The sequence below is a fragment of the Methylobacterium oryzisoli genome, from assembly GCF_046557895.1.
In the GTDB taxonomy this organism is placed as follows: domain Bacteria; phylum Pseudomonadota; class Alphaproteobacteria; order Rhizobiales; family Beijerinckiaceae; genus Methylobacterium; species Methylobacterium oryzisoli.
The window spans coordinates 47,403-66,198 of the sequence record NZ_JBKIBX010000026.1 but is presented as its reverse complement, the minus strand read 5'-3'; the positions used below and the strand labels follow the sequence as shown (position 1 = coordinate 66,198).

Here is an 18,796-nt window from a genome sequence, read left to right as displayed (position 1 = left end):
GCAACGGAAGGGGCGGGGACGGGCGCGGGCGTGATGAAGGACGGCCTCAAGCGCGCGCTCCTGGTGCTGTCGCCCTGGCTCGCGATCATCGCGCTCTGGTACGCGGTGCGCCTGAGCGGCCTCGGAAATCCGGCCCTGGTGCCGGCGCCGCACGCGGTGGCGGCGCGCTTCGCCGATCTCCTGTGGAACCAGGGCCTCCTCACCGACGTGATGGTCTCGACCCGGCGGGTCTTCGTCGGCGTCGCGGTCGGCATCGCCCTCGCGGTGCCGGTGGGCTTCCTGATCGGCTGGTTCCGCGCGGCGCGCAGCTTCGCGGATCCGGTCGTGAATTTTTTCCGGGCGCTGCCCCCGATCGCCCTGATCCCGCTCGTCATCGTGTATTTCGGGGTCGACGAGGCGGCCAAGATCGTCATCCTGATCTACGCCTCGTTCTTCTCCGGCGTCATCGTGATGATGGAGGGCGTGTCGCAGACGAACCCGCTCTTCGTGCGCGTCGCCCGCACGCTCGGGGCGAGCCCGACCGAGGTCTTCGGCCGGGTGATCGTGCCGCTCACGGTGCCCCACATCCTCACGGCCCTGCGCGTGGCGCTCGGGGTCTCCTGGGCGACGCTCGTCGCCTCCGAACTCGTCGCCGCGCAGCGCGGCCTCGGATCCATGATCCAGAACGCCTCCACCTACTTCCTCCTCGACGTGATCTACGTCGGCATCATCTGCATCGGCCTCGTGGCGCTCGTGATGGACCTCGCGCTCCGGCGCCTCAGCGCGCGCTTCCTCGCGTGGCAGGAGCGGGCGGGCTCGTGAGCGCGCCGGGGCTCCCGCGGGTGCGGTTCGACCACGTCTCGCTCGCCTTCGACACCCCGAAGGGCCTGCTGCCCGTGGTGGACGACGTGAGCTACGACATCCGCGAGGGGGAGTTCGTCGCGGTGATCGGCCCCTCGGGCTGCGGCAAGACCACGATGATGAACATGCTGGCCGGCTTCCAGGCGCCGACCGGCGGCCGCGTCCTCCTCGACGGCCGGCCGGTGGCGGGACCCGGCCCGGACCGCGGCGTGATGTTTCAAGAGTACGGGGTCTTTCCGTGGCTCACCGTGGAGGAGAATATCGCCTTCGGGCTCACCCTGAAGGCGAACCGCGTTCCCGCGCGGGAGCGGGCCGAGACCTGCCGGCGCTACCTCGACCTGATGGGGCTCGCGGCCTTCGCGCAATCCTACCCCAAGCACCTCTCGGGCGGCATGCGCCAGCGCCTCGCGCTGGCCCGCGCCTACGCGGTCCGGCCGCAATTCCTGCTGATGGACGAGCCGTTCGGAGCGCTCGATGCCCAGACGCGTTCCAACATGCAGAACCTGCTGCTGGAGATCCTGGCGGTCGAGCGCAAGACCGTGATGCTGATCACCCATTCGGTCGAGGAGGCGATCTACCTCGCCTCCCGCATCGTGATCGTCACGGCGCGCCCGGCCCGCGTGCGCGAGATCGTCGAGGTGCCGTTCGGCTACCCGCGCGGCGAGGCGATCCACGAGCGGCCGGAATTCGGGGAGTTGCGGTCGCACATCCGCGACCTCGTGATGGACGAGTACCGCGCCCAGCAGGGACAGGTGAGGCCGGTCTCGTTCGCGGAGTGAGGCGTTTCCCGGCGCAGCGGACACCGCTTCGTCGCAGGAACCGCGGCAGAGTCGAAGACCCGAAGCCGCCTCCGTCGCGACGGAGGCGGCTTCGGGGCGCAACGGGAGGTGGCCATGAGGCGTCGTGACTTTCTGGCGGGTGCGGTGGCGGGCGCGGCCCTGGCACGGCCCGCGCTGGCGCAGGCGCGGACGAAGGTGCGGGTCGGCTACCTGCACACCGTCGCGGTGGACGGCCAGATCTGGACCGGGCTCGACCGCGGCGCCTTCGCCAAGAACGGTCTCGAGTTCGAGATGAAGCAGTTCAACACCGGGCTCGAACTCTTCCAGGCCCTGATCGGCGGCAGCCTCGACGTGCTCTCGACCGGGGCGGTGCTGTCGAACTTCCCGGCGCGCGGGCAGGGCAAGGTCTTCCTCATCAACGACATCGAGGTGGCCACGGCCCAGCTCTGGGTGCGGGGCGACCAGGGCATCACCTCCTTCTCGGACCTCAAGGGCAAGCGCATCGCCACCGCGGTCGGCACGACCGCGCACGTCTTCCTCGACCGGGCGCTGCGGGCGAACAAGATCGACCCCAAGGAGGTCGAGATCCTCAACCAGCCGATGCCCTCGGCCGTGACCGCCTTCGTGTCGGGCGCGGTGCCGGCGGTGGCCCTGTGGGTCCCGTTCAACATCACGGTGCGCGACAAGGTCCCGGGGGCCGTCAAGCTCACGGACGCCTCCGCCTACTACCCGCAGGCCGCCATCATCGGCGGCTGGGCGGCCCGCAACGACTACTACGAGGGCAACAAGGAGGTGCTCGGCCGGATCGTGAAGGGCTGGGCCGAGGCCAACGACTACATCATGGCCAACAGCGACGCGGCCGTGAAGGACCTGCAGGAGAAGCACTATCCCGCCGTCCCGCTCGCCGACATCCAGGAGCAGTTCCGCGCCCAGAAGATGTTCACCTCCAAGGACTGGAAGCGCCTCTACGCGGACGGCACGGTGACGAACTGGCTGCAGCAATCGACCGACTTCTTCATGAGCCATGCCGGCATCACGCAGTTCGTGAAGGCGTCGGAGTACCTGGACGCCAGCATCTACATCAAGGCGATCGGCTGAAGCCGGATCTCGGGCCGATCTCGTCACGGCCGCGCGGGCCGTCCCGCGCGACCGCACGGGCGCGGGGCGCCGGAATCTGCTAGGCTTCACGGGCGGCCACCCCGGCATGCCGCCGGGCCGGGTCCGGCGTCGCGCTGCGCCCGCTTCCGTCGCCGTGCTGTGACGAACGTCACGGACAGGAATCCGCGCGGCGGTGTCGGGTGGCGGCGGGCCGGCGCTGCGACCGGCCGCGGAGGCACGAACCATGACCGCATCCCGCACGGAGGCCCGACGATGACCGCGCCGCGCGACCTCGCCCGGCTGCTCGCGGTCAACCCGTTCTTCGGCCGGCTCGAACCCGAGACCGTGGCGGTCATCGCCGCCCTGTGCGTCACGCGCAGCCTGGAGGCGGGCCGGACCCTCTTTCTGAAGGGCGATCCCGGCGACGCACTCTACGCGATCCGCCGCGGGCAGATCCGCATCGCCACCGCGACCGACGACGGGCGGCGGCGGACGCTCAACATCCTGGGACCCGGCGACGTTTTCGGCGAGGTGGCGCTCCTCGACGGCCAGCCCCGCACCGCCAACGCCTTCACGAGCGAGCCGACCGACCTGTTCGTGGTGATGCGCCGCGATCTGCTGGCGCTGGTCGCCCGCGAGCCCACCATCGCGGTGCAGCTCATCGAACTGCTCTGCGCCCGCATCCGCTGGATGAGCGAGCGGACCGAAGAAGCGTCCTTCCTGCCGCTGGAGCGGCGGCTGGTGCGGCGCCTCCTCGGGCTATGCGACGATTACGGTGCCGAGATCGCGGTCTCGCAGGAAGAACTCGCGGTCTTCGTCGGGGCGACCCGCGAGAGCGTCAACCGAAACCTGCAGGTGTGGAAGCGCGCCGGGTTGATCGCGCTCGGGCGCGGCCGCATCCACGTCCTCGACACCGCCCGTCTCGCGGCCCTCGATCCGCGCGAGCCCGAGCCGGGCGTGGGACGCGAATCATGAGGGAGAACCGCATGAGGTGCCTGGTGCCCGCTCGGACCACCCCGTCCAGACACGCCGCCCTTCGGGCGACGCTCGTCCTCGCCCTGGCGCTCGCCGGGGCGCAGGCTCAGGCGCAGGGGCGCGGCTGCGCGATCACCACCTACACCGACCCGCCCCGCGAGGTGCTGGCCTGCCCGGACGGCCTGCAGATCTCCGCCGAGAAGGGGGCCGAGTACCGCCTGATCGACCGCGACCGCGACGGCCGCGCCGAGGCGGTGGACCTCCGGTCCAAGGGTCTGCTGATCGAGGTGGCGCCGCGCCGCCGGGGCGGCTTCCAGGTGCTCACCCCGCACGCCATCGCCTCGGTGCGCGGCACCGTCTGGGCGGTCGACGTCGCGGCGGCCACGACCGCGGTGTTCGTGCAGCAGGGCGCCGTCGCGGTGGCCCGCAGCACCACCCCGAGAGAGGCCGCCATCCTGCGGGCGGGCGACGGCGTCGACGTCGATGCCGGCACCGGCCCCCTGCAGGTCAAGCGGTGGTCGGCCGAGCGTCGCCTGCATCTCCTCGCACGGTTCGGCCGCTGAGGCGGGCGTGACGCCCCGGTGGCCGTCCCCGTCGGCGTGGCTCACCGCCGGCGCGCTGGCGCTCGCCCTGGCCTGGAGTTTTTCGCTGATCCCCGGCCATCTCAGGGGCGAGGCCTCCGTGCTCGACCGGATCGAGGGCCCGCTCGCGGACCTGCGCTTCCTCCTCGCCGGCCCGCGGCCGGCGCCGGACGGCGTGGTGGTGATCGCCATCGACGACGAGACCGTGCGGGCGGCGGGCGCCTACCCGCTGCCCCGCGCCGTGATGGCGCGGCTGGTGCGCACCCTGGCCGAAGCCTCGCCGAAGGCGCTGGCGGTGGACGTGCTCTTCGCCGATCCCGGCCCGCCGGAGGCGGACGAGGCGCTCGCCCGCGCGCTCGCGACCGCCCCGGCGATCGTCGCCATGGCGGCCACCTTCGCGCGCGGCGGCGCGGAGCGGGCGGCGCAGGCCGGTCCCTACACCGACCTGCCGGTGGCCGAACACCTGCTGCGTCCGACCCGGCTTCTCGCCCAGGTCGGGGCGCTGGGCCTCGTCAACGTCGCCACCGATCACGGCGGCACGCCCCGGCACATCCCGCTCCTCGTGGCGGCGGATGGCACCCTGCATGCCTCCCTGTCGCTGCGCGCCGCCGCGCTCGGCCTGGGCCAAGAACCGGACCTCGCCCGCGACGCGGTCCGGCTCGAACCGGTGGCTACACCGCTCGATGTCGGCGCCTCCCTGGCGCTGCGCTTCTACGGGCCGCAGGGCAGCATCCGCACGCTCAGCGCCCGGACGGTGCTCGACGGCACGTTTTCCCGTGAAAACATCGTGAACAAGATCTTGATCGTCGGCGCGACCGCGCTCGGCAGCGGCGACACCCTGGCGACGCCCTTCGACCCGGTTCTGCCCGGCGTCGAGGTGCTGGCGACCGGGATCGCGCATCTCGTCACGGGCGACGCGCTGGTGCGCACCACGGCCATCCGGCGCATCGATGCGGCGGCGGCACTGATCCTGCCGGCGGTGATCCTGCTCCTGATCTCGTCGCGTCGCATCGGCATCGGTCTCGTGCTCAGCGCGCTCGTCCTCACGGCGGCGAGCGCGGTGGCCGCGATGGCCTTCGCCCGCGGGATCTGGCTCAGCATGGCCCTGCCCCTGGCGGCGACGATCGTGCCGGTGGTGCCCTACGCCGCCGCCCGGCTGTGGCTCGACCAGCGCCAGGAGCGCAGACTCGAAGCGGCCCGGGCCGCCCTGCTGCGCTTCCACGCCCCGGCGCTCGCCGCCCGCCTCGCCGAAACACCCGACTTCCTCGACGTGCCGGTGGTGCAGCGGGCCGCTGTGCTGTTCGTCGATCTCTCGGGCTTCACCGGGCTCGCCGAGCGCCTCGGCCCGGAGCGCACCCGCGAGCGCCTGAAGGCGATGCACGAGCTGGTGGAGGAGGAGGTGACGGCTCGCGACGGCTCGGTCACGAGCTTCATGGGCGACGGCGCCATGGTGCTGTTCGGCCTGCCGGAGGCGCGCGACGACGATGCGGCGCGGGCGGTGGCTACCGCCCTGACGCTCCACGCCCGCCTCACGGCCTGGCTCGCCGAGGATGTGACGGAGGGCGCCATCGGCGTGCGGATCGGCGTGCATGCCGGGCCGGTGGTGATGTCCCGCCTCGGGGGTGCGCACAACCAGCACATCACGGCGACCGGAGACACCGTGAACGTGGCGAGCCGCCTCCTCGAGATCACCAAGCAGCACGGCGCTCCCGTGGCGTTCAGCGCCGAGGTGCTGGCGGCCCTCGACGCGCTGCCCGCGGGCCTGAGCGCACCGCTGCCGGTGGTGGTGCGGGGCCGGGTCGAGCCCCTCACCCTGCGGCTGTGGCGACCGACCAAAGTGGCCTGAGGACGGCCCGCGGCATCGCCGCGGGCCGCACTTCGGTCTATTCCGCGGCCTCGATCCGCGGGCGCTCGTGCTCCTTGCGCTCGCGCTTGACGAGGTCGGCGGTCAGGAACGCCACCTCCAGCGCCTGCTCGGCGTTGAGGCGCGGGTCGCAGTAGGTGTGGTAGCGGTCCTGCAGGTCCTCGGCCGTCAGCGCCCGGGCGCCGCCCGTACACTCGGTGACGTTCTTGCCGGTCATCTCCAAGTGGATGCCGCCCGCGTAGGTGCCCTCCGCCTGGTGGACGTCGAAGAAGCCCTGGATCTCCTTCATCACCCGCTCGAACGGCCGGGTCTTGTAGCCGCTCGCCGTGATGGTGTTGCCGTGCATGGGATCGCACGACCACACCACCGCGCGGCCCTCGCGCTCCACCGCCCGGATCAGGCCGGGCAGGTGATCGCCCACCTTGTCGGCGCCGAAGCGGCAGATCAGGGTGAGCCGGCCCGGCTCGTTCTCCGGGTTGAGGAGGCCGATCAGCCGGATCAGGTCGTCCGGCTTCAGGGACGGGCCGCACTTGAGGCCGACCGGGTTCTTCACGCCCCGCGCGAACTCGATGTGGGCGTGATCCGCCTGCCGCGTGCGGTCGCCGATCCAGAGCATGTGACCGGAGGTGGCGTACCAGTCGCCGCTCGTCGAATCGACCCGGGTGAGCGCCTCCTCGTAGCCGAGGAGCAGGGCCTCGTGGCTGGTGTAGAAGTCGGTCTGGCGCACCTCCTGGTGCGTCTCCGGGTTGATGCCGATCGCCCGCATGAAGTCGAGGGTCTCGGTCATGCGCTGGGCCAGATCCTCGTAGGCCGAGGACTGGGGCGAGTCCTTGACGAAGCCCAGCATCCAGCGGTGGGCGTTCTCCAAGTTGGCGTAGCCGCCACCCGCGAAGGCGCGCAGCAGGTTCAGCGTCGCGGCCGACTGCCGGTAGGCTTCGAGCTGACGCTTCGGATCGGGAATCCGGTCCTGCGCCGTGAAGGCGAGGCCGTTGACGATGTCGCCGCGGTAGCTCGGCAGCGCGACCCCGTCCACGCTCTCGGTGGGCGAGGAGCGGGGCTTGGCGAACTGCCCGGCGATGCGCCCGACCTTCACCACGGGCGAGCCGCCCGCGAAAGTCAGCACCAGCGCCATCTGCAGGAAGACGCGGAAGAAGTCGCGGATGTTGTCGGCCGAGTGCTCGTCGAAGCTCTCGGCGCAGTCGCCGCCCTGAAGCAGGAACGCCTCGCCGGCCGCGACCTTGGCGAGGCTCTTCTTCAGCTTGCGCGCCTCACCTGCAAAAACCAGGGGCGGAAAGCTCGCGAGCTGACGTTCCACCGCCTCCAGCGCCACCGCATCCGGATAATCGGGCACCTGCTGGATCGGCAGCCGCCGCCAGCCCGAAGGGGTCCATCGCTCGCTCATCGTCCTCTCCCGCACACCTCTCCCGAAGGCTGACTCGCCGACCCCGCACGGACCGGCGGAGCCGCGCTTATAGGGCGGTTGCGTCCCGGAAGCGAGGGCGGGCGACGGGCCCGCTCACGCCGTCGATAACGTTTTGCGATGAGTTTTTGCAGGCGGCAGAAGGAATTCCGTTCGAACTTTATCCTTCGATAATGTCCGTGCAAACCCTTGATGTTGCAGCAACTCGAGATTGTAAATCGGCAAAAGTTCATGTTCGCATATTGTTCTGCTTGCCAGAATCCCGCGAAGCAGAAAGCATTAACCACAGATGGCCGCTGCTTTGACTGCGCTCTGGGGGCCACATGCGCCTACGCATCGGTGACACACTAAGATTGACAGTATCTGGTGCAGGAGATCGCGCGGTCGTAAGCCTCAACACTTTCGCTGTCACGCAGCCGGCCTTAACGGAATGGCCCGTCAGCGAGGATGGATTCACCTATGACGTGACACCCTGGCTGCATCCCGGACGCAACGTCCTGTCGGTCGTCCTCGTCGGCCGATCCTGCGCGGTGCCGTTCCGGCTCTGCATCCAGCAGACGGGCCAGCCGGACTGGACTTTGGACGAGCGGGAATTTGTGCCGGTGCCGGCGCCCTGGCGCCTGTGGACGCACGCCATCGACCTCGCCGAACCGGCACTGCTCTGAGAGGAGGCCGATCGGTGCAGCGGCACGTCGCATCTCACCTGCGCGGAACCGGAGCCGTTCCGCCGCCGGGACCGGCGCAGGATCATCCTCCGGTTGCGTCGATGCGGATCTCGCCGGACCGAATCACCCAGGCCAACGGGGCAGCGTGACCGGCATCGAGGGCCCTCCCGTCCTGCTGCGCGACCGTGTCCTGATGTCCCTTCGCCCGGGGACGGCGCCGCGCCATCTGCCTTCGCGCGCCACCGCCCCTGCCGCGCCGCATCGGCAAGGACGCGCCTGACCATCTCCCGCCCGTCCGGCCGATCCGACGGCCGCACACCTCGTGCCGGCCCCTCGCCATGGCTCCTCAACGGCAGGCCCGGACGATGGCCGCTCGCGGCAGCCGGTTCTTCCGGCGCCGGCGGACGGCTGGTGCCGCGGGGGGTCTTCAACCTTTGAGCGAGCCGTCCCGCCGCGCGGGCGCTTCCTTAACCTTTCCCCTGAACACTGCGTGCGGTCCGCCCGGTCATGGCAAAGTCACCGGGCGGCAGGATCGGAGTCGCAGCGCCATGGTCCCAGCCATGCTCCCAGCGCCATGACCGCGCGCCTGCCCGCGCCTTTCCGCGACCGCGACGAGACGATGGCCCGGCCGGGTCCGGCCGCGTGGCGGCGCGCCCTGGCGCTCCTGCGCGGCGGCGCGCTCGCCGTCGCGCTCCTCTGCGCGGGCGCGGCGCCGGAGGCCCGTGCCGAGCCGCCGATCCGCCTCAAGATCGTGGGCGGGCTCGCGGGCGTGCGCCAGTTCACCCAGTTCGAGGAACCGTTCTGGTCCCGGACGATCGGCGTGCTGTCGGGCGGCCGGATCGAGGCGAGCATCCACTCCTTCGACCGCAGCGGACTGCGCGGCCAGGACATGCTGCAGGTGATGCGGCTCGGCGTCGTCCCGTTCGGCACCGCGATCGTGTCGGTGGTGGCCGGCGACGATCCGGAGCTCTCCGCCATCGACCTGCCGGGCCTCAGCCCGGACACCGCGGCGCTGCGCCGGACCGTGGAGGCCTACCGGCCGCATCTCGCGGCGCTGCTGCAGGAGCGCTACGGGATCGAGCTGCTCGGCGTCTACGCCTACCCGGCGCAGGTGCTCTACTGCGCCAAGCCGTTCCGCGGCCTCGACGATTTGGCCGGGCGGCGGGTGCGCACCTCCTCGGTCAACCAGTCCGAATGGATCGCGGCCCTCGGGGCGGTCCCGGTCATCACCCCGTTCGCCGAGATGGTCGGAGCGATCACCAAGGGCGTGGCCGAGTGCGCGATCACCGGCACGCTGAGCGGCGCGGAGGTCGGCCTGACCCGCGTGACGAGCCACGTCCACGGCATGGCGATCGGCTGGGGCGTGTCGATCTTCGGCGCCAACCGCGCCGCCTGGGAGGCCCTCGCGCCGGACCTGCGCGAGACGGTGCGGCGCGGCGTGGCGGATCTGGAGCGGAGCATCTGGCAGGCGGCCGAGCAGGACACCGTGCAGGGCCTCGCCTGCATCAGCGGCGCGGCCTGCGAGGGGACGCGCCGCGCCGGCCTGACGCTCGTGGTGCCGAGCCCGGCGGACGAGGCCCGCCGCCGCCGGCTCCTCGTCGAGACCGTGCTGCCGGGCTGGATCGAGCGCTGCGGCGACGCCTGCGCGGAGGCCTGGAACGGCACGATCGCGGCCTCGCTCGGGATCCGGGCCGGTGCGCGGTGAGGCCCCGCCGCCCCGGCCCGGGGGCCTCGCCGCGCTGACGCGCCGCCGGTTCGCCGGCGCGGTGCTGCTCGCCGCCGCCCTCCTGTCGGTCGCGCTCGTCGGCGGTGCCGCGCTGGTGCTGCAGCGGACCTGGACGACCGCGCGCGGGGCGGCCGAACGGGACCTGGAACAGGCGGTGCTGACGGTCGCCAACACGGTCAACCGCCAGTTCCTGCAGGTCGACAGCGTGCTCGCCAGCCTGCCGGTGCTGTTCTCCACCATCGAGGGGACGCGCGGCGAGGTCACGGCCGAGGCGGCCGGGCGCCTGCTGCGCGGCTTCAACGTCCAGAGCACGCTGTTTCGCGACGTCTTCCTGGTGCGGCGCGACGGGTCGCTCTGGGCCTCGGCCCGCGTCCGGGCGCGCCCGCTCGCCTTCCCGATGGAGGAGCTGATGCCGCGCCGCGCGACCGGCGCCATCGTGCTCGCGGGCCCGACGCACAACCGGATCACCGGCGAGTGGGTGCTCTACCTCGCCCGCACGGTCACCCTGCCGCGGGAGGGGGAACTCCTGGCGGTCGCCGAGATCCCGCTCGCCGCCGTCCAGGCGCTGCTCGGCGAGGAGGAGGCGGCGCCCGGATTGCGCCTCCTGCTCGAAGGCCCGGACGCGCGCCTCGTGGCGAGCCTGCCGCACGACGAGGTGGCGACCGGCCGGGTGCAGCCCCGGCGCATCGCCGGCCTGCGCGACGACGGCACGGCCTTTGACCTCCCGGCCGGCCCCGGAGAGGCTGGGCTGATCGCCGCCGCCCGGCCCACGCTCTACGGCGACGTCGCGGTGGTCGCCACGCTCGATCCGGCCGCCGCCTTCGCCGCCTGGGCGCGCGACCGCGACCGGCTGCTCGTGGTGGTCGCGGTGGCCGAACTCCTCGTGCTGCTGTGCGCCGCCGCGCTGTTCGCCGCGTGGCGCGCGCTCCACGACCTGCAGGAGGCGCGCGACCGGGCGCATCTGAGGCTGGAGAACGCCATCGAGGCGATGTCGGACGGTTTCGTGATGTGGGACCGGGACGACCGGCTGGTCACCTGCAACACGCGCTACCGCGACCTCTACGCGCTCAGCGCGCCGGCGATCCGGCCGGGAGCGACCTTCGAGGAGATCCTGCGCTTCGGCGCGGCGCGGGGGCAGTACCCCCAGGCGGGGGCCGACACCGAAACGTGGCTCCGGGACCTCATCGCCTGGCACCACGGCGCCAACGGGACGATCGAGCGCCTGCTGCCGGACGGCCGCTGGCTGCTGATCACCGAGCGCCGCACCGCCACCGGCGAGACCGTCGGCATCCGCACCGACATCACCGCCCTCAAGGGCGCGCTCGACGACCTCGCGGCGGCGAATGGGCGCGCGCGCGCCGCGATGGCGGAGGTGCAGGCGCAGAACGACGCCCTGCTCGAACGCGACCGCTCGCTGCGCAAGCAGAACCTGCTGTTCGACGCAGCGCTGAGCAACATGTCCCACGGCCTGCTGATGGCCGACCTCGCGGGCCGGCTCATCGTGCGCAACCGGCGCTTCGCCGAACTCTTCGGCCTCGCGGAGGACGCGGCGCCGGCCGGCGCGGCGTTCGACGCGGCCTTCGCGCAGATCGCCGCGAGCAGCTCCTTCGGCGCGGCGGCCGAGGAGATCCGGCGCCGCCAGCGGGACCTCGCCGGGCGCCAGCGCTCCGGCACCTTCACGGCGGCGGGCGCGGACGGGCGGGCGCTCACGATCACCCAGCGGCCGATGGCGGATGGCGGCTTCGTGGCGATCTACGAGGACGTCACCGAGCACCGGCAGGCCGAGGATCGCGTCCGCTTCCTGGCCCACCACGACGCGCTGACGGGCCTGCCCAACCGCGTGCTGTTCCGCATCCGCCTCGACGAGATGCTGCGGGGGGTGGCCGGCCCGCAAAGGGGTCTCGCGCTCCTCTACCTCGACCTCGACGCCTTCAAGGACGTGAACGACACCCTGGGGCATCCGGTCGGGGACGCGCTCCTGGCGGCGGTGGGCGACCGCCTGCGGGGCTGCGTGCCCGAGGGCGGCATCGTGGCCCGGCTCGGCGGGGACGAGTTCGCGGTGGCCTGCCTCGCGCCGGAGGCCGCCGTCGCGGCGGAGGGCCTCAGCACCGCGATCATCGCGGCCGTGAGCGCGCCCTACGACCTCGCGGGCCGCACCGTGACGGTGGGCGTGAGCATCGGCGTCGCGCTCGCGGGGGCGGAGGCCCCCGACGCCGACACCCTGCTCAAGCACGCCGACATGGCCCTCTACGAGGCCAAGGGGCGCGGACGCGGCGTGCACCGCTTCTTCGAGACGCAGATCGCCACGCGCCTGCACGCCCGCCTGACCCTGGAGACCGATCTCGCGGCGGCGCTCGGTGCCGGCCAGTTCGAACTCGCCTACCAGCCGATCGTCGACCTCCGGGCGGAGCGGCCCTGCGGCTTCGAGGCCCTGCTGCGCTGGAACCATCCCGTGCGCGGCGCCGTGAGTCCCGCGAGCTTCATCCCGCTCGCCGAGCAGACCGGGCTGATCGAGGAGATCGGCGCCTTCGTGCTCGACCGCGCCTGCGCGGATGCGGCCGGCCTGCCCCCCGGCCTCCGCATCGCCGTCAACCTCTCGCCGGTGCAGCTGCGCAGCGAAGGCCTCGTGGAGCGGGTCGCCGCCGCCCTGGACCGCGCGCGGCTCGACCCCGCCCGGCTCGAACTGGAGATCACCGAATCGGCCCTCCTCGAAAACAACGACCGCATCGCCGCCATGCTCGACCGCCTGCGCGGGCGCGGCGTGCGGATCGTGCTCGACGATTTCGGGACCGGCTACTCGTCCCTGAGCTACCTGCGCACCTTCCCGTTCCAGAAGATCAAGATCGACCAGTCCTTCGTGCGGGAGATGACGACGCGCGCCAACTCGCTCGCTATCGTCAGCGCCATCGTCGGGCTCGCCGACGAACTCGGCATGACCACCACGGCGGAGGGCATCGAGACCGCCGACCAGCTCGATTTCGTGCGCAAGGTCGGCTGCCGCGAGGCGCAGGGCTACTTCCTCGGCAAGCCGCGCCCGCTCGCGCAGGCCTGCGAGATCCTGCGCGGCCCCGCCCTCCCGCCACTCCCTCCCCTCCGGGCGATCGCCTCCTGAGGCCCCGCGCCCGCCAGCACAGGTGGGCTGGCCGAGGTCCATGCCTCGGAGTTGCGGATGGCCGGAGAGAATCCTTGAGAGCGGCTGCGCGATACCGCCCGGGAGCCACCCGCCGGTCACCCCGACAGGGCAGGCGCGACGATCGCGTGCGTCACCAGGCTGGCATTCCACATACCAGGAAGCAGGGCAGCGCCCGGTCGGACGAAAGTCCGGATGGTTCGGGCCGGCCTGCAAGATATGGCATGTCGCCGTGAAACAGGGATCATGTGGGCCGCCCCAGAACAGCCGGGCGGGGCGGCGGCCTGCGGACAACCACTAAGCACAGGTTGGCATACCACCGCGATCTGCCTTATGTGGATCTGCGGAAGATCCGGTGGATCGGAGGCCGAAAGCGTGGGCGGGCAGCCCGTGCCAGGCTTCCGTCTTGCCGGCACGGGCCGGGTGCCGAACCCGGCGAGGAGGATCCGCACCGCCCGTGTCAGCGCCGGGCGGTGCCTCGAAGCGTTCAGGTGATGCGATGGCGAGCGACAAGAGCTTCGCGGTGAAACCGATCGTGACCAATTCGAGCCTGCGTACGCTCGCGTACGAAGCCTTGAAGTCGGCCATCACCAACATGGACATCTACAGCAGCGACGAGGAGATCCGGCTCGACGAGCGCAAGCTCTCGCAGGATCTCGGGGTCAGCCGCACGCCGGTGCGGGAGGCCCTCACGGTGCTGGAGCAGGAAGGCTTCGTGCGCTCGGAGCCGCGGCGCGGCGTGTTCATCGTCAAGAAGACCAAGCGCGAGATCATCGGCATGGTCCACGCCTGGGCCGGGCTGGAGAGCATGGCGGCCCGTCTCGCCTGCACGCGTGCCACGGACGCCGAGCTGCGCTCGCTGCGCCAGACCTTCCCGGAATTCTTCCTCGACGCGCCGGCCGAGCACCTCACCGAGTACTCGGACGCCAACATCCGCTTCCATCAGAAGATCATCGCGCTCGGCCAATGCGAGGTGATCGAGGGGCTGGCGAGCAACCTCCTCATCCACGTGCGGGGCATCCGCAACATCGCCCTCACGCAGGGCAACCGAGCCTCGAAGTCGATCCAGGAGCACGTCCAGATCATCGCGGCCCTGGAAGCCCGGGACGCCGCCCTGGCCGAGCGCCTGGTGCGCGACCACGCCCTCGGCTTGGCCGAGCACGTCCAGCAATTCGGCGACTTCCTGGCCTGAAGGCCGCAACTCAATCCCGTTCGATCCTCAGCGCAGGTAGCCGAAGAAGAGCAGGATCAGGATGATCGGTATCGGAATACCGATCAGCCACAGGAGACCACCTTTCAGCATCTTCTCGTTCTCCGATCCGAATCCTTCGACCGGAGAGCAACGACGAGCTGTGATTGGAGTTCCGCGCAACCTTCAGGCGCCGTGGCGGGCCGGCAGCATCCGCCGCAGGGTGCCGTCGCGGCGGATCAGGTGGTGGTGCAGCGCCGCCGCCGCGTGGATGAGCGCCAGGAAGACCAGCAGGAAGGCGGCGAGCTTGTGCACGCCCAGGATCCTCTCGCCCACCGGCATGCCGCCCGAGATCGGCAGCGTCAGCGAGACGAGGCCGAACCAGCTCACCGGCGCACAGCAGGCGGAGGTGCCCGCCCAGCCGAGCAGCGGCACGAGCAGGATCAGGCCGTAGAGCGCCGCGTGCGACGCGTGGGCCGCCCGCCGCTGCCAGGCGGGGATGCCCGCCTCCAGCTCCGGCGCGCCCCGCGACAGCCGCACCAGGATGCGGGCCAGCACCAGCGCGAGCACGGTGAGCCCGAAGGACTTGTGCAGCTCGTAGAGCCGGTTCTGGAGGTCGCCCTCGCCGAGGTTCACCATCGTGATCGCCACCGGGACCAGCCCGGCGATCAGCACCGCGACGGCCCAGTGCAGGGCCTTCTGGGTCGGCGAGTAGTGGGCGGGCGTCATCGGCTCCTCCGTCAGGCCTCGGCGCAGCGGCGCAGGTCGCAGTCGAACAGCACGTCTCCGTCGCAGAGCAGGTAGCTGCGGGTCAGGGGGCGCATCGCCTCGCGCAGGGCCGCGATGGGGCGCAGGTCGAGGCCGGGACGGCCCGAGCCCATCAGCAGCGGCGCCACCATGACGTGCAGGCGGTCGATCGCGCCCGCGTCGATGAAGGCCGAGACCGTCCGTGCCCCGCCCTCGATCAGGATGCGGCCGAAGCCGAGCCGCCCGAGCGCGGCCACGACGGTGCCGGGCGGGAAGGTGCCTGGGCCGGCGACGCGCACCGCCTCCACGCCCTGCGGCACCGGGACCTCCGGGCGGCAGATCACGATCCGGCGCGCGCCGTCGTCGCGCAGCACCTGGGCGCAGGCGGGAATGCGTCCGGCCGGATCGAGGATGACCCGGGCCGGGCTGCGGCCCGCCACCCGGCGGACGGTCAGCAGCGGGTCGTCGGCCAGCACCGTGCCGATCCCGACGACGACCGCGTCGACATGCGCGCGCAACCGGTGCAGATGGTCGAGGGCGGCGTCGCGGTTGATATACTTCGAATCACCCGAGAGCGTGGCGATCCGGCCGTCGAGGGATTGACCAAGCTGGGCAATCACGAAAGGTTGATCGGGGGAACCGGTCGCCAGGGGCGCGAAAAGAGCGGCGGCGACCCCATCTGACGCGGCGTCCGCCCCGCGCGTTCCGCAAGGACGCGCAGGCGGCCGCCCGTCATCGTACACCACCTCGGCCTTCATCACGATCTCCCGACGCGGTCTCGTCCCGGGCGGCACGTCCCAGAGCAAGATCCGATCACGAGGCGATCGGATCTTGCTCTAGGTCTTTGATTTTGCCGCATTTTCTACGACGAACCGGTATCCACTCCGTCGGAAAATGCTCTAGGATCGCTTAATGCCCTTCGTCACGAATGTAGAAGAGCGGCGCCGCCGCGAACAGGTGCGCGAACAGGTGGATGTCGAGCGCGCCGTCGCCGAGATGCGCGCCGGACGTGCCGTGGCGATCCTGGCCGAGACGCCGGTCCTCGCCGTCTCGGCCGAGGCGGTCGAGGCCGCGGGCATGCCGGACCTGCCGGACTTGGGCGCGCGCCTGATCCTGCCCGCCCCGCGCCTGCGCCGGATCGGCCTCGCGAGCCGCGCGGAGGCGGGCGCCGTCGCGCTGCCGGTCCTCGATCCGGAGCGGATCGCCGCCCTCGCGCTCAAGATCGACGGCCGCATCGACGCCCCCGTGGCCCCGGCCGGCCGCGCGGACGCGGTCGCCCTCGAACTCGCGCGGCTGGCGCAGGTGCTTCCCGCCGTCGTGGTGGCGCCGGTCGCCGCCGTGCCCGAGGGCACGCTCGCCGTGGCACCCGGCGCCGTCGAAGCCTTCCGCACCCGGCAGGCCGCCGCCCTGGCGATCGTCAGCCGCGCGCCGGTTCCCCTCGACGGGGCGCCCGAGACCGAGTTCGTGGTCTTCCGCGGCGGCGAGGGCCTGCGCGACCAAGTGGCGGTGGTGGTCGGCCGGCCGGACCTCGCCCAGCCGGTGGCGGTGCGGATCCACTCGGCCTGCCTGACCGGCGACCTGTTCGGCTCGCTCAAGTGCGATTGCGGCGACCAGCTGCGCGGCACCGCCCGCTGGATGGCGGAGCACGGGGGCGGCATCATCCTCTACCTCGACCAGGAGGGACGCGGGAACGGCCTCGCGAACAAGATCCGCGCCTACGCGCTGCAGGCCAAGGGCTTCGACACCTACGCGGCCGACGAGGTGCTGGGCTTCGGCCTGGACCAGCGCCGGTTCGACTTCGCGGCCGCGATGCTGCGCCACCTCGGCGTCGCGGCGGTGCGGGTGCTGAGCAACAACCCCGAGAAGGTCGCGGCGCTCGCCGCGGCGGGCATCGCGGTCGTCGGCGAGCAGCGGGCGCTGGGGCGGGTGACGCCCGAGAACCTGCGCTACCTCGCCGCCAAGCGCGACGTCGCCGGCCACGCCCTCGACCTCGACGCCTTCACCTGCCTGTCGATCACCGAGCCGTAACCCGCCGTCGGGTCGCGCACGGCCCGGATCGCGCGACGCAACGCCGGACCATCCCGGACGTTGAGCGGCACGACGGCCGCGCCGGGCCGGCGCGCCGCCAAGGCGCCGGCCACCGCGCCGCGGAGCATGGCTGCAATGCGGCGCGGACGGCTTTGCCACGGTCGACCACGCGTGCTATCGGCCGGTGCCAACTCGTTGACGGCCCGAGGCTCCGCAGGCCCGGCCCGCACGTCCTCCAGGAGTTGGTTCATGGCCCGCATCGTTGCCGACAGCATCATCGAGGGCCTGACCTTCGACGACGTCCTGCTCCGGCCCGCCGCCTCCTCGGTGATGCCCGCCGAGGTCAAGCTCGGCACCCGGCTCACCCGCTCGATCCGGCTCAACCTGCCGATCATCTCCTCGGCCATGGACACCGTCACCGAGGCCCGCATGGCCATCGCCATGGCGCAGAACGGCGGGCTCGGCGTCATCCACCGCAACCTCGAACCGCACGAGCAGGCCGAGCAGGTGCGGCTGGTGAAGAAGTACGAGTCCGGGATGGTGCTCAACCCGATCACCATCCACCCGGACGAGACCCTGGCGGACGCCCATCTCCTGATGCGCCAGAACGGCATCTCGGGCATTCCGGTCGTGGAGCGCGGGCCGAACGGCTCGAAGGGCAAGCTCGTCGGCATCCTGACGAACCGCGACACGCGCTTCGCCACCGACACGGCCCAGCCGGTCGCCGAGCTGATGACCCGCGACCGCCTGATCACGGTGCGCGAGGGCGTGACGCAGGACGAGGCCAAGCGCCTGCTGCACCAGTTCCGGATCGAGAAGCTGCTCGTCGTCGACGACCATTACCGCTGCATCGGCCTCATCACCGTCAAGGACATCGAGAAGCAGGTCGCCTATCCGGGCGCCGTCAAGGACGAGCAGGGCCGCCTGCGCGTCGCCGCCGCGACCACGACGGGCGAGGGCGGCTTCGAGCGCGCCGAGCGCCTGATCGACGCGGGCTGCGACGTCATCGTGGTCGACACCGCCCATGGGCATTCCGCGAAGGTCCTCGACAGCGTGCGGCGGGTGAAGACCCTGTCCAACGCCGTGCAGGTGGTGGCCGGCAACGTGGCGACCCGCGAGGGCGCGCAGGCGCTGATCGACGCGGGCGCGGACGCGATCAAGGTCGGCATCGGGCCGGGCTCGATCTGCACCACCCGCATCGTCGCGGGCGTCGGCGTGCCCCAGCTCACCGCGCTCCTCGAAGCCGTGGAGGCGGCCCACGAGGCCGACGTGCCGGTGATCGCCGACGGCGGCATCAAGTATTCGGGCGACCTCGCCAAGGCGCTGGCGGCGGGCGCCTCCGTGGCGATGCTCGGCTCGCTGCTCGCCGGCACCGACGAGGCGCCGGGCGAGGTCTTCCTCTACCAGGGCCGCTGCTACAAGAGCTACCGCGGCATGGGCTCGGTGGGCGCGATGGCCCGCGGCTCGGCCGACCGCTACTTCCAGGCCGAGGTCAGCGACACCCACAAGCTGGTGCCGGAGGGCATCGAGGGGCAGGTGCCCTACAAGGGCCCGGTCGCCGCGGTGCTCCACCAGCTCGCCGGGGGCCTGCGCGCCGCGATGGGCTACGTCGGCGCCGAGGACTTGGCCGCCTTCCGCGAGCGGGCGCAGTTCATCCGCATCACCAATGCGGGCCTGCGCGAGAGCCACGTCCACGACGTGACCATCACCCGCGAGAGCCCGAACTATCCGAGCCGGGCCTGAGGAGGGGCGCG

The 18,796-nt window shown here is 71.9% G+C and carries 15 protein-coding genes; 12 read left to right on the top strand and 3 right to left on the bottom strand.

Going from position 1 to position 18,796, the window contains the following annotated elements; genetic code table 11:
- The first annotated feature begins 33 nt into the window (after positions 1-33).
- The 6 genes from ACKUB9_RS22015 to ACKUB9_RS21990 all read left to right on the top strand — a co-directional run bounded on the left by ACKUB9_RS22015 (position 34) and on the right by ACKUB9_RS21990 (position 6,119).
- A complete protein-coding gene (locus ACKUB9_RS22015; RefSeq protein WP_407526685.1) occupies positions 34-801 on the top strand; it encodes an ABC transporter permease in 768 nt (255 codons plus the stop codon).
- Positions 798-1,619: an ABC transporter ATP-binding protein gene (locus tag ACKUB9_RS22010; RefSeq protein WP_407526527.1), complete on the top strand. Its 822-nt coding sequence runs from the start codon at positions 798-800 to the stop codon at positions 1,617-1,619. Before ACKUB9_RS22015 ends, ACKUB9_RS22010 begins: the two co-directional genes overlap by 4 nt.
- A 114-nt stretch (positions 1,620-1,733) precedes the next feature.
- Positions 1,734-2,717, top strand: a complete 984-nt coding sequence (locus ACKUB9_RS22005) for an ABC transporter substrate-binding protein (RefSeq protein ID WP_407526530.1) — start codon at positions 1,734-1,736, stop codon at positions 2,715-2,717.
- Positions 2,718-2,990: 273 nt separating this feature from the next.
- Entirely contained in the window at positions 2,991-3,692 is a 702-nt protein-coding gene (locus ACKUB9_RS22000; RefSeq protein ID WP_407526533.1) for a Crp/Fnr family transcriptional regulator, read from the top strand.
- A gap of 11 nt (positions 3,693-3,703) precedes the next feature.
- Positions 3,704-4,255, top strand: a complete 552-nt coding sequence (locus ACKUB9_RS21995) for a FecR domain-containing protein (RefSeq protein WP_407526536.1) — start codon at positions 3,704-3,706, stop codon at positions 4,253-4,255.
- A 7-nt stretch (positions 4,256-4,262) separates the two neighbouring features.
- Positions 4,263-6,119, top strand: a complete 1,857-nt coding sequence (locus ACKUB9_RS21990; protein ID WP_407526539.1) for a CHASE2 domain-containing protein — start codon at positions 4,263-4,265, stop codon at positions 6,117-6,119.
- A gap of 37 nt (positions 6,120-6,156) precedes the next feature.
- Here ACKUB9_RS21990 and ACKUB9_RS21985 read toward each other — a convergent pair whose 3' ends face one another.
- Complete coding sequence (locus ACKUB9_RS21985; protein ID WP_407526541.1) at positions 6,157-7,539, bottom strand: class II 3-deoxy-7-phosphoheptulonate synthase; 1,383 nt, start codon at positions 7,537-7,539, stop codon at positions 6,157-6,159.
- A gap of 482 nt (positions 7,540-8,021) precedes the next feature.
- Between ACKUB9_RS21985 and ACKUB9_RS21980 the strand changes: the two genes are divergently transcribed.
- From ACKUB9_RS21980 to ACKUB9_RS21965, 4 genes are all read left to right on the top strand, one after another.
- Positions 8,022-8,222, top strand: a complete 201-nt coding sequence (locus ACKUB9_RS21980; protein ID WP_407526544.1) for a hypothetical protein — start codon at positions 8,022-8,024, stop codon at positions 8,220-8,222.
- A gap of 574 nt (positions 8,223-8,796) precedes the next feature.
- A complete protein-coding gene (locus ACKUB9_RS21975; protein WP_407526546.1) occupies positions 8,797-9,927 on the top strand; it encodes a TRAP transporter substrate-binding protein in 1,131 nt (376 codons plus the stop codon).
- Complete coding sequence (locus tag ACKUB9_RS21970; protein ID WP_407526549.1) at positions 9,917-13,060, top strand: bifunctional diguanylate cyclase/phosphodiesterase; 3,144 nt, start codon at positions 9,917-9,919, stop codon at positions 13,058-13,060. Before ACKUB9_RS21975 ends, ACKUB9_RS21970 begins: the two co-directional genes overlap by 11 nt.
- Positions 13,061-13,577: 517 nt before the next feature.
- Positions 13,578-14,270, top strand: a complete 693-nt coding sequence (locus ACKUB9_RS21965; RefSeq protein ID WP_407526552.1) for a GntR family transcriptional regulator — start codon at positions 13,578-13,580, stop codon at positions 14,268-14,270.
- 183 nt (positions 14,271-14,453) lie between these two features.
- On the opposite strand, the gene ACKUB9_RS21960 is transcribed toward ACKUB9_RS21965, so the two are convergent.
- Together ACKUB9_RS21960 and ACKUB9_RS21955 are read right to left on the bottom strand one after the other, a co-directional pair.
- Complete coding sequence (locus tag ACKUB9_RS21960; RefSeq protein ID WP_407526555.1) at positions 14,454-14,996, bottom strand: cytochrome b; 543 nt, start codon at positions 14,994-14,996, stop codon at positions 14,454-14,456.
- A gap of 11 nt (positions 14,997-15,007) precedes the next feature.
- A complete protein-coding gene (locus tag ACKUB9_RS21955; protein WP_407526557.1) occupies positions 15,008-15,634 on the bottom strand; it encodes a RibD family protein in 627 nt (208 codons plus the stop codon).
- 292 nt (positions 15,635-15,926) lie between these two features.
- Between ACKUB9_RS21955 and ribA the strand changes: the two genes are divergently transcribed.
- Both ribA and guaB read left to right on the top strand, forming a co-directional pair.
- Entirely contained in the window at positions 15,927-17,042 is a 1,116-nt protein-coding gene (gene ribA, locus ACKUB9_RS21950) for a GTP cyclohydrolase II RibA (RefSeq protein WP_407526559.1), read from the top strand.
- A gap of 249 nt (positions 17,043-17,291) precedes the next feature.
- A complete protein-coding gene (guaB, locus tag ACKUB9_RS21945) occupies positions 17,292-18,785 on the top strand; it encodes an IMP dehydrogenase (protein ID WP_407526562.1) in 1,494 nt (497 codons plus the stop codon).
- The last annotated feature ends 11 nt before the right edge of the window (positions 18,786-18,796 follow it).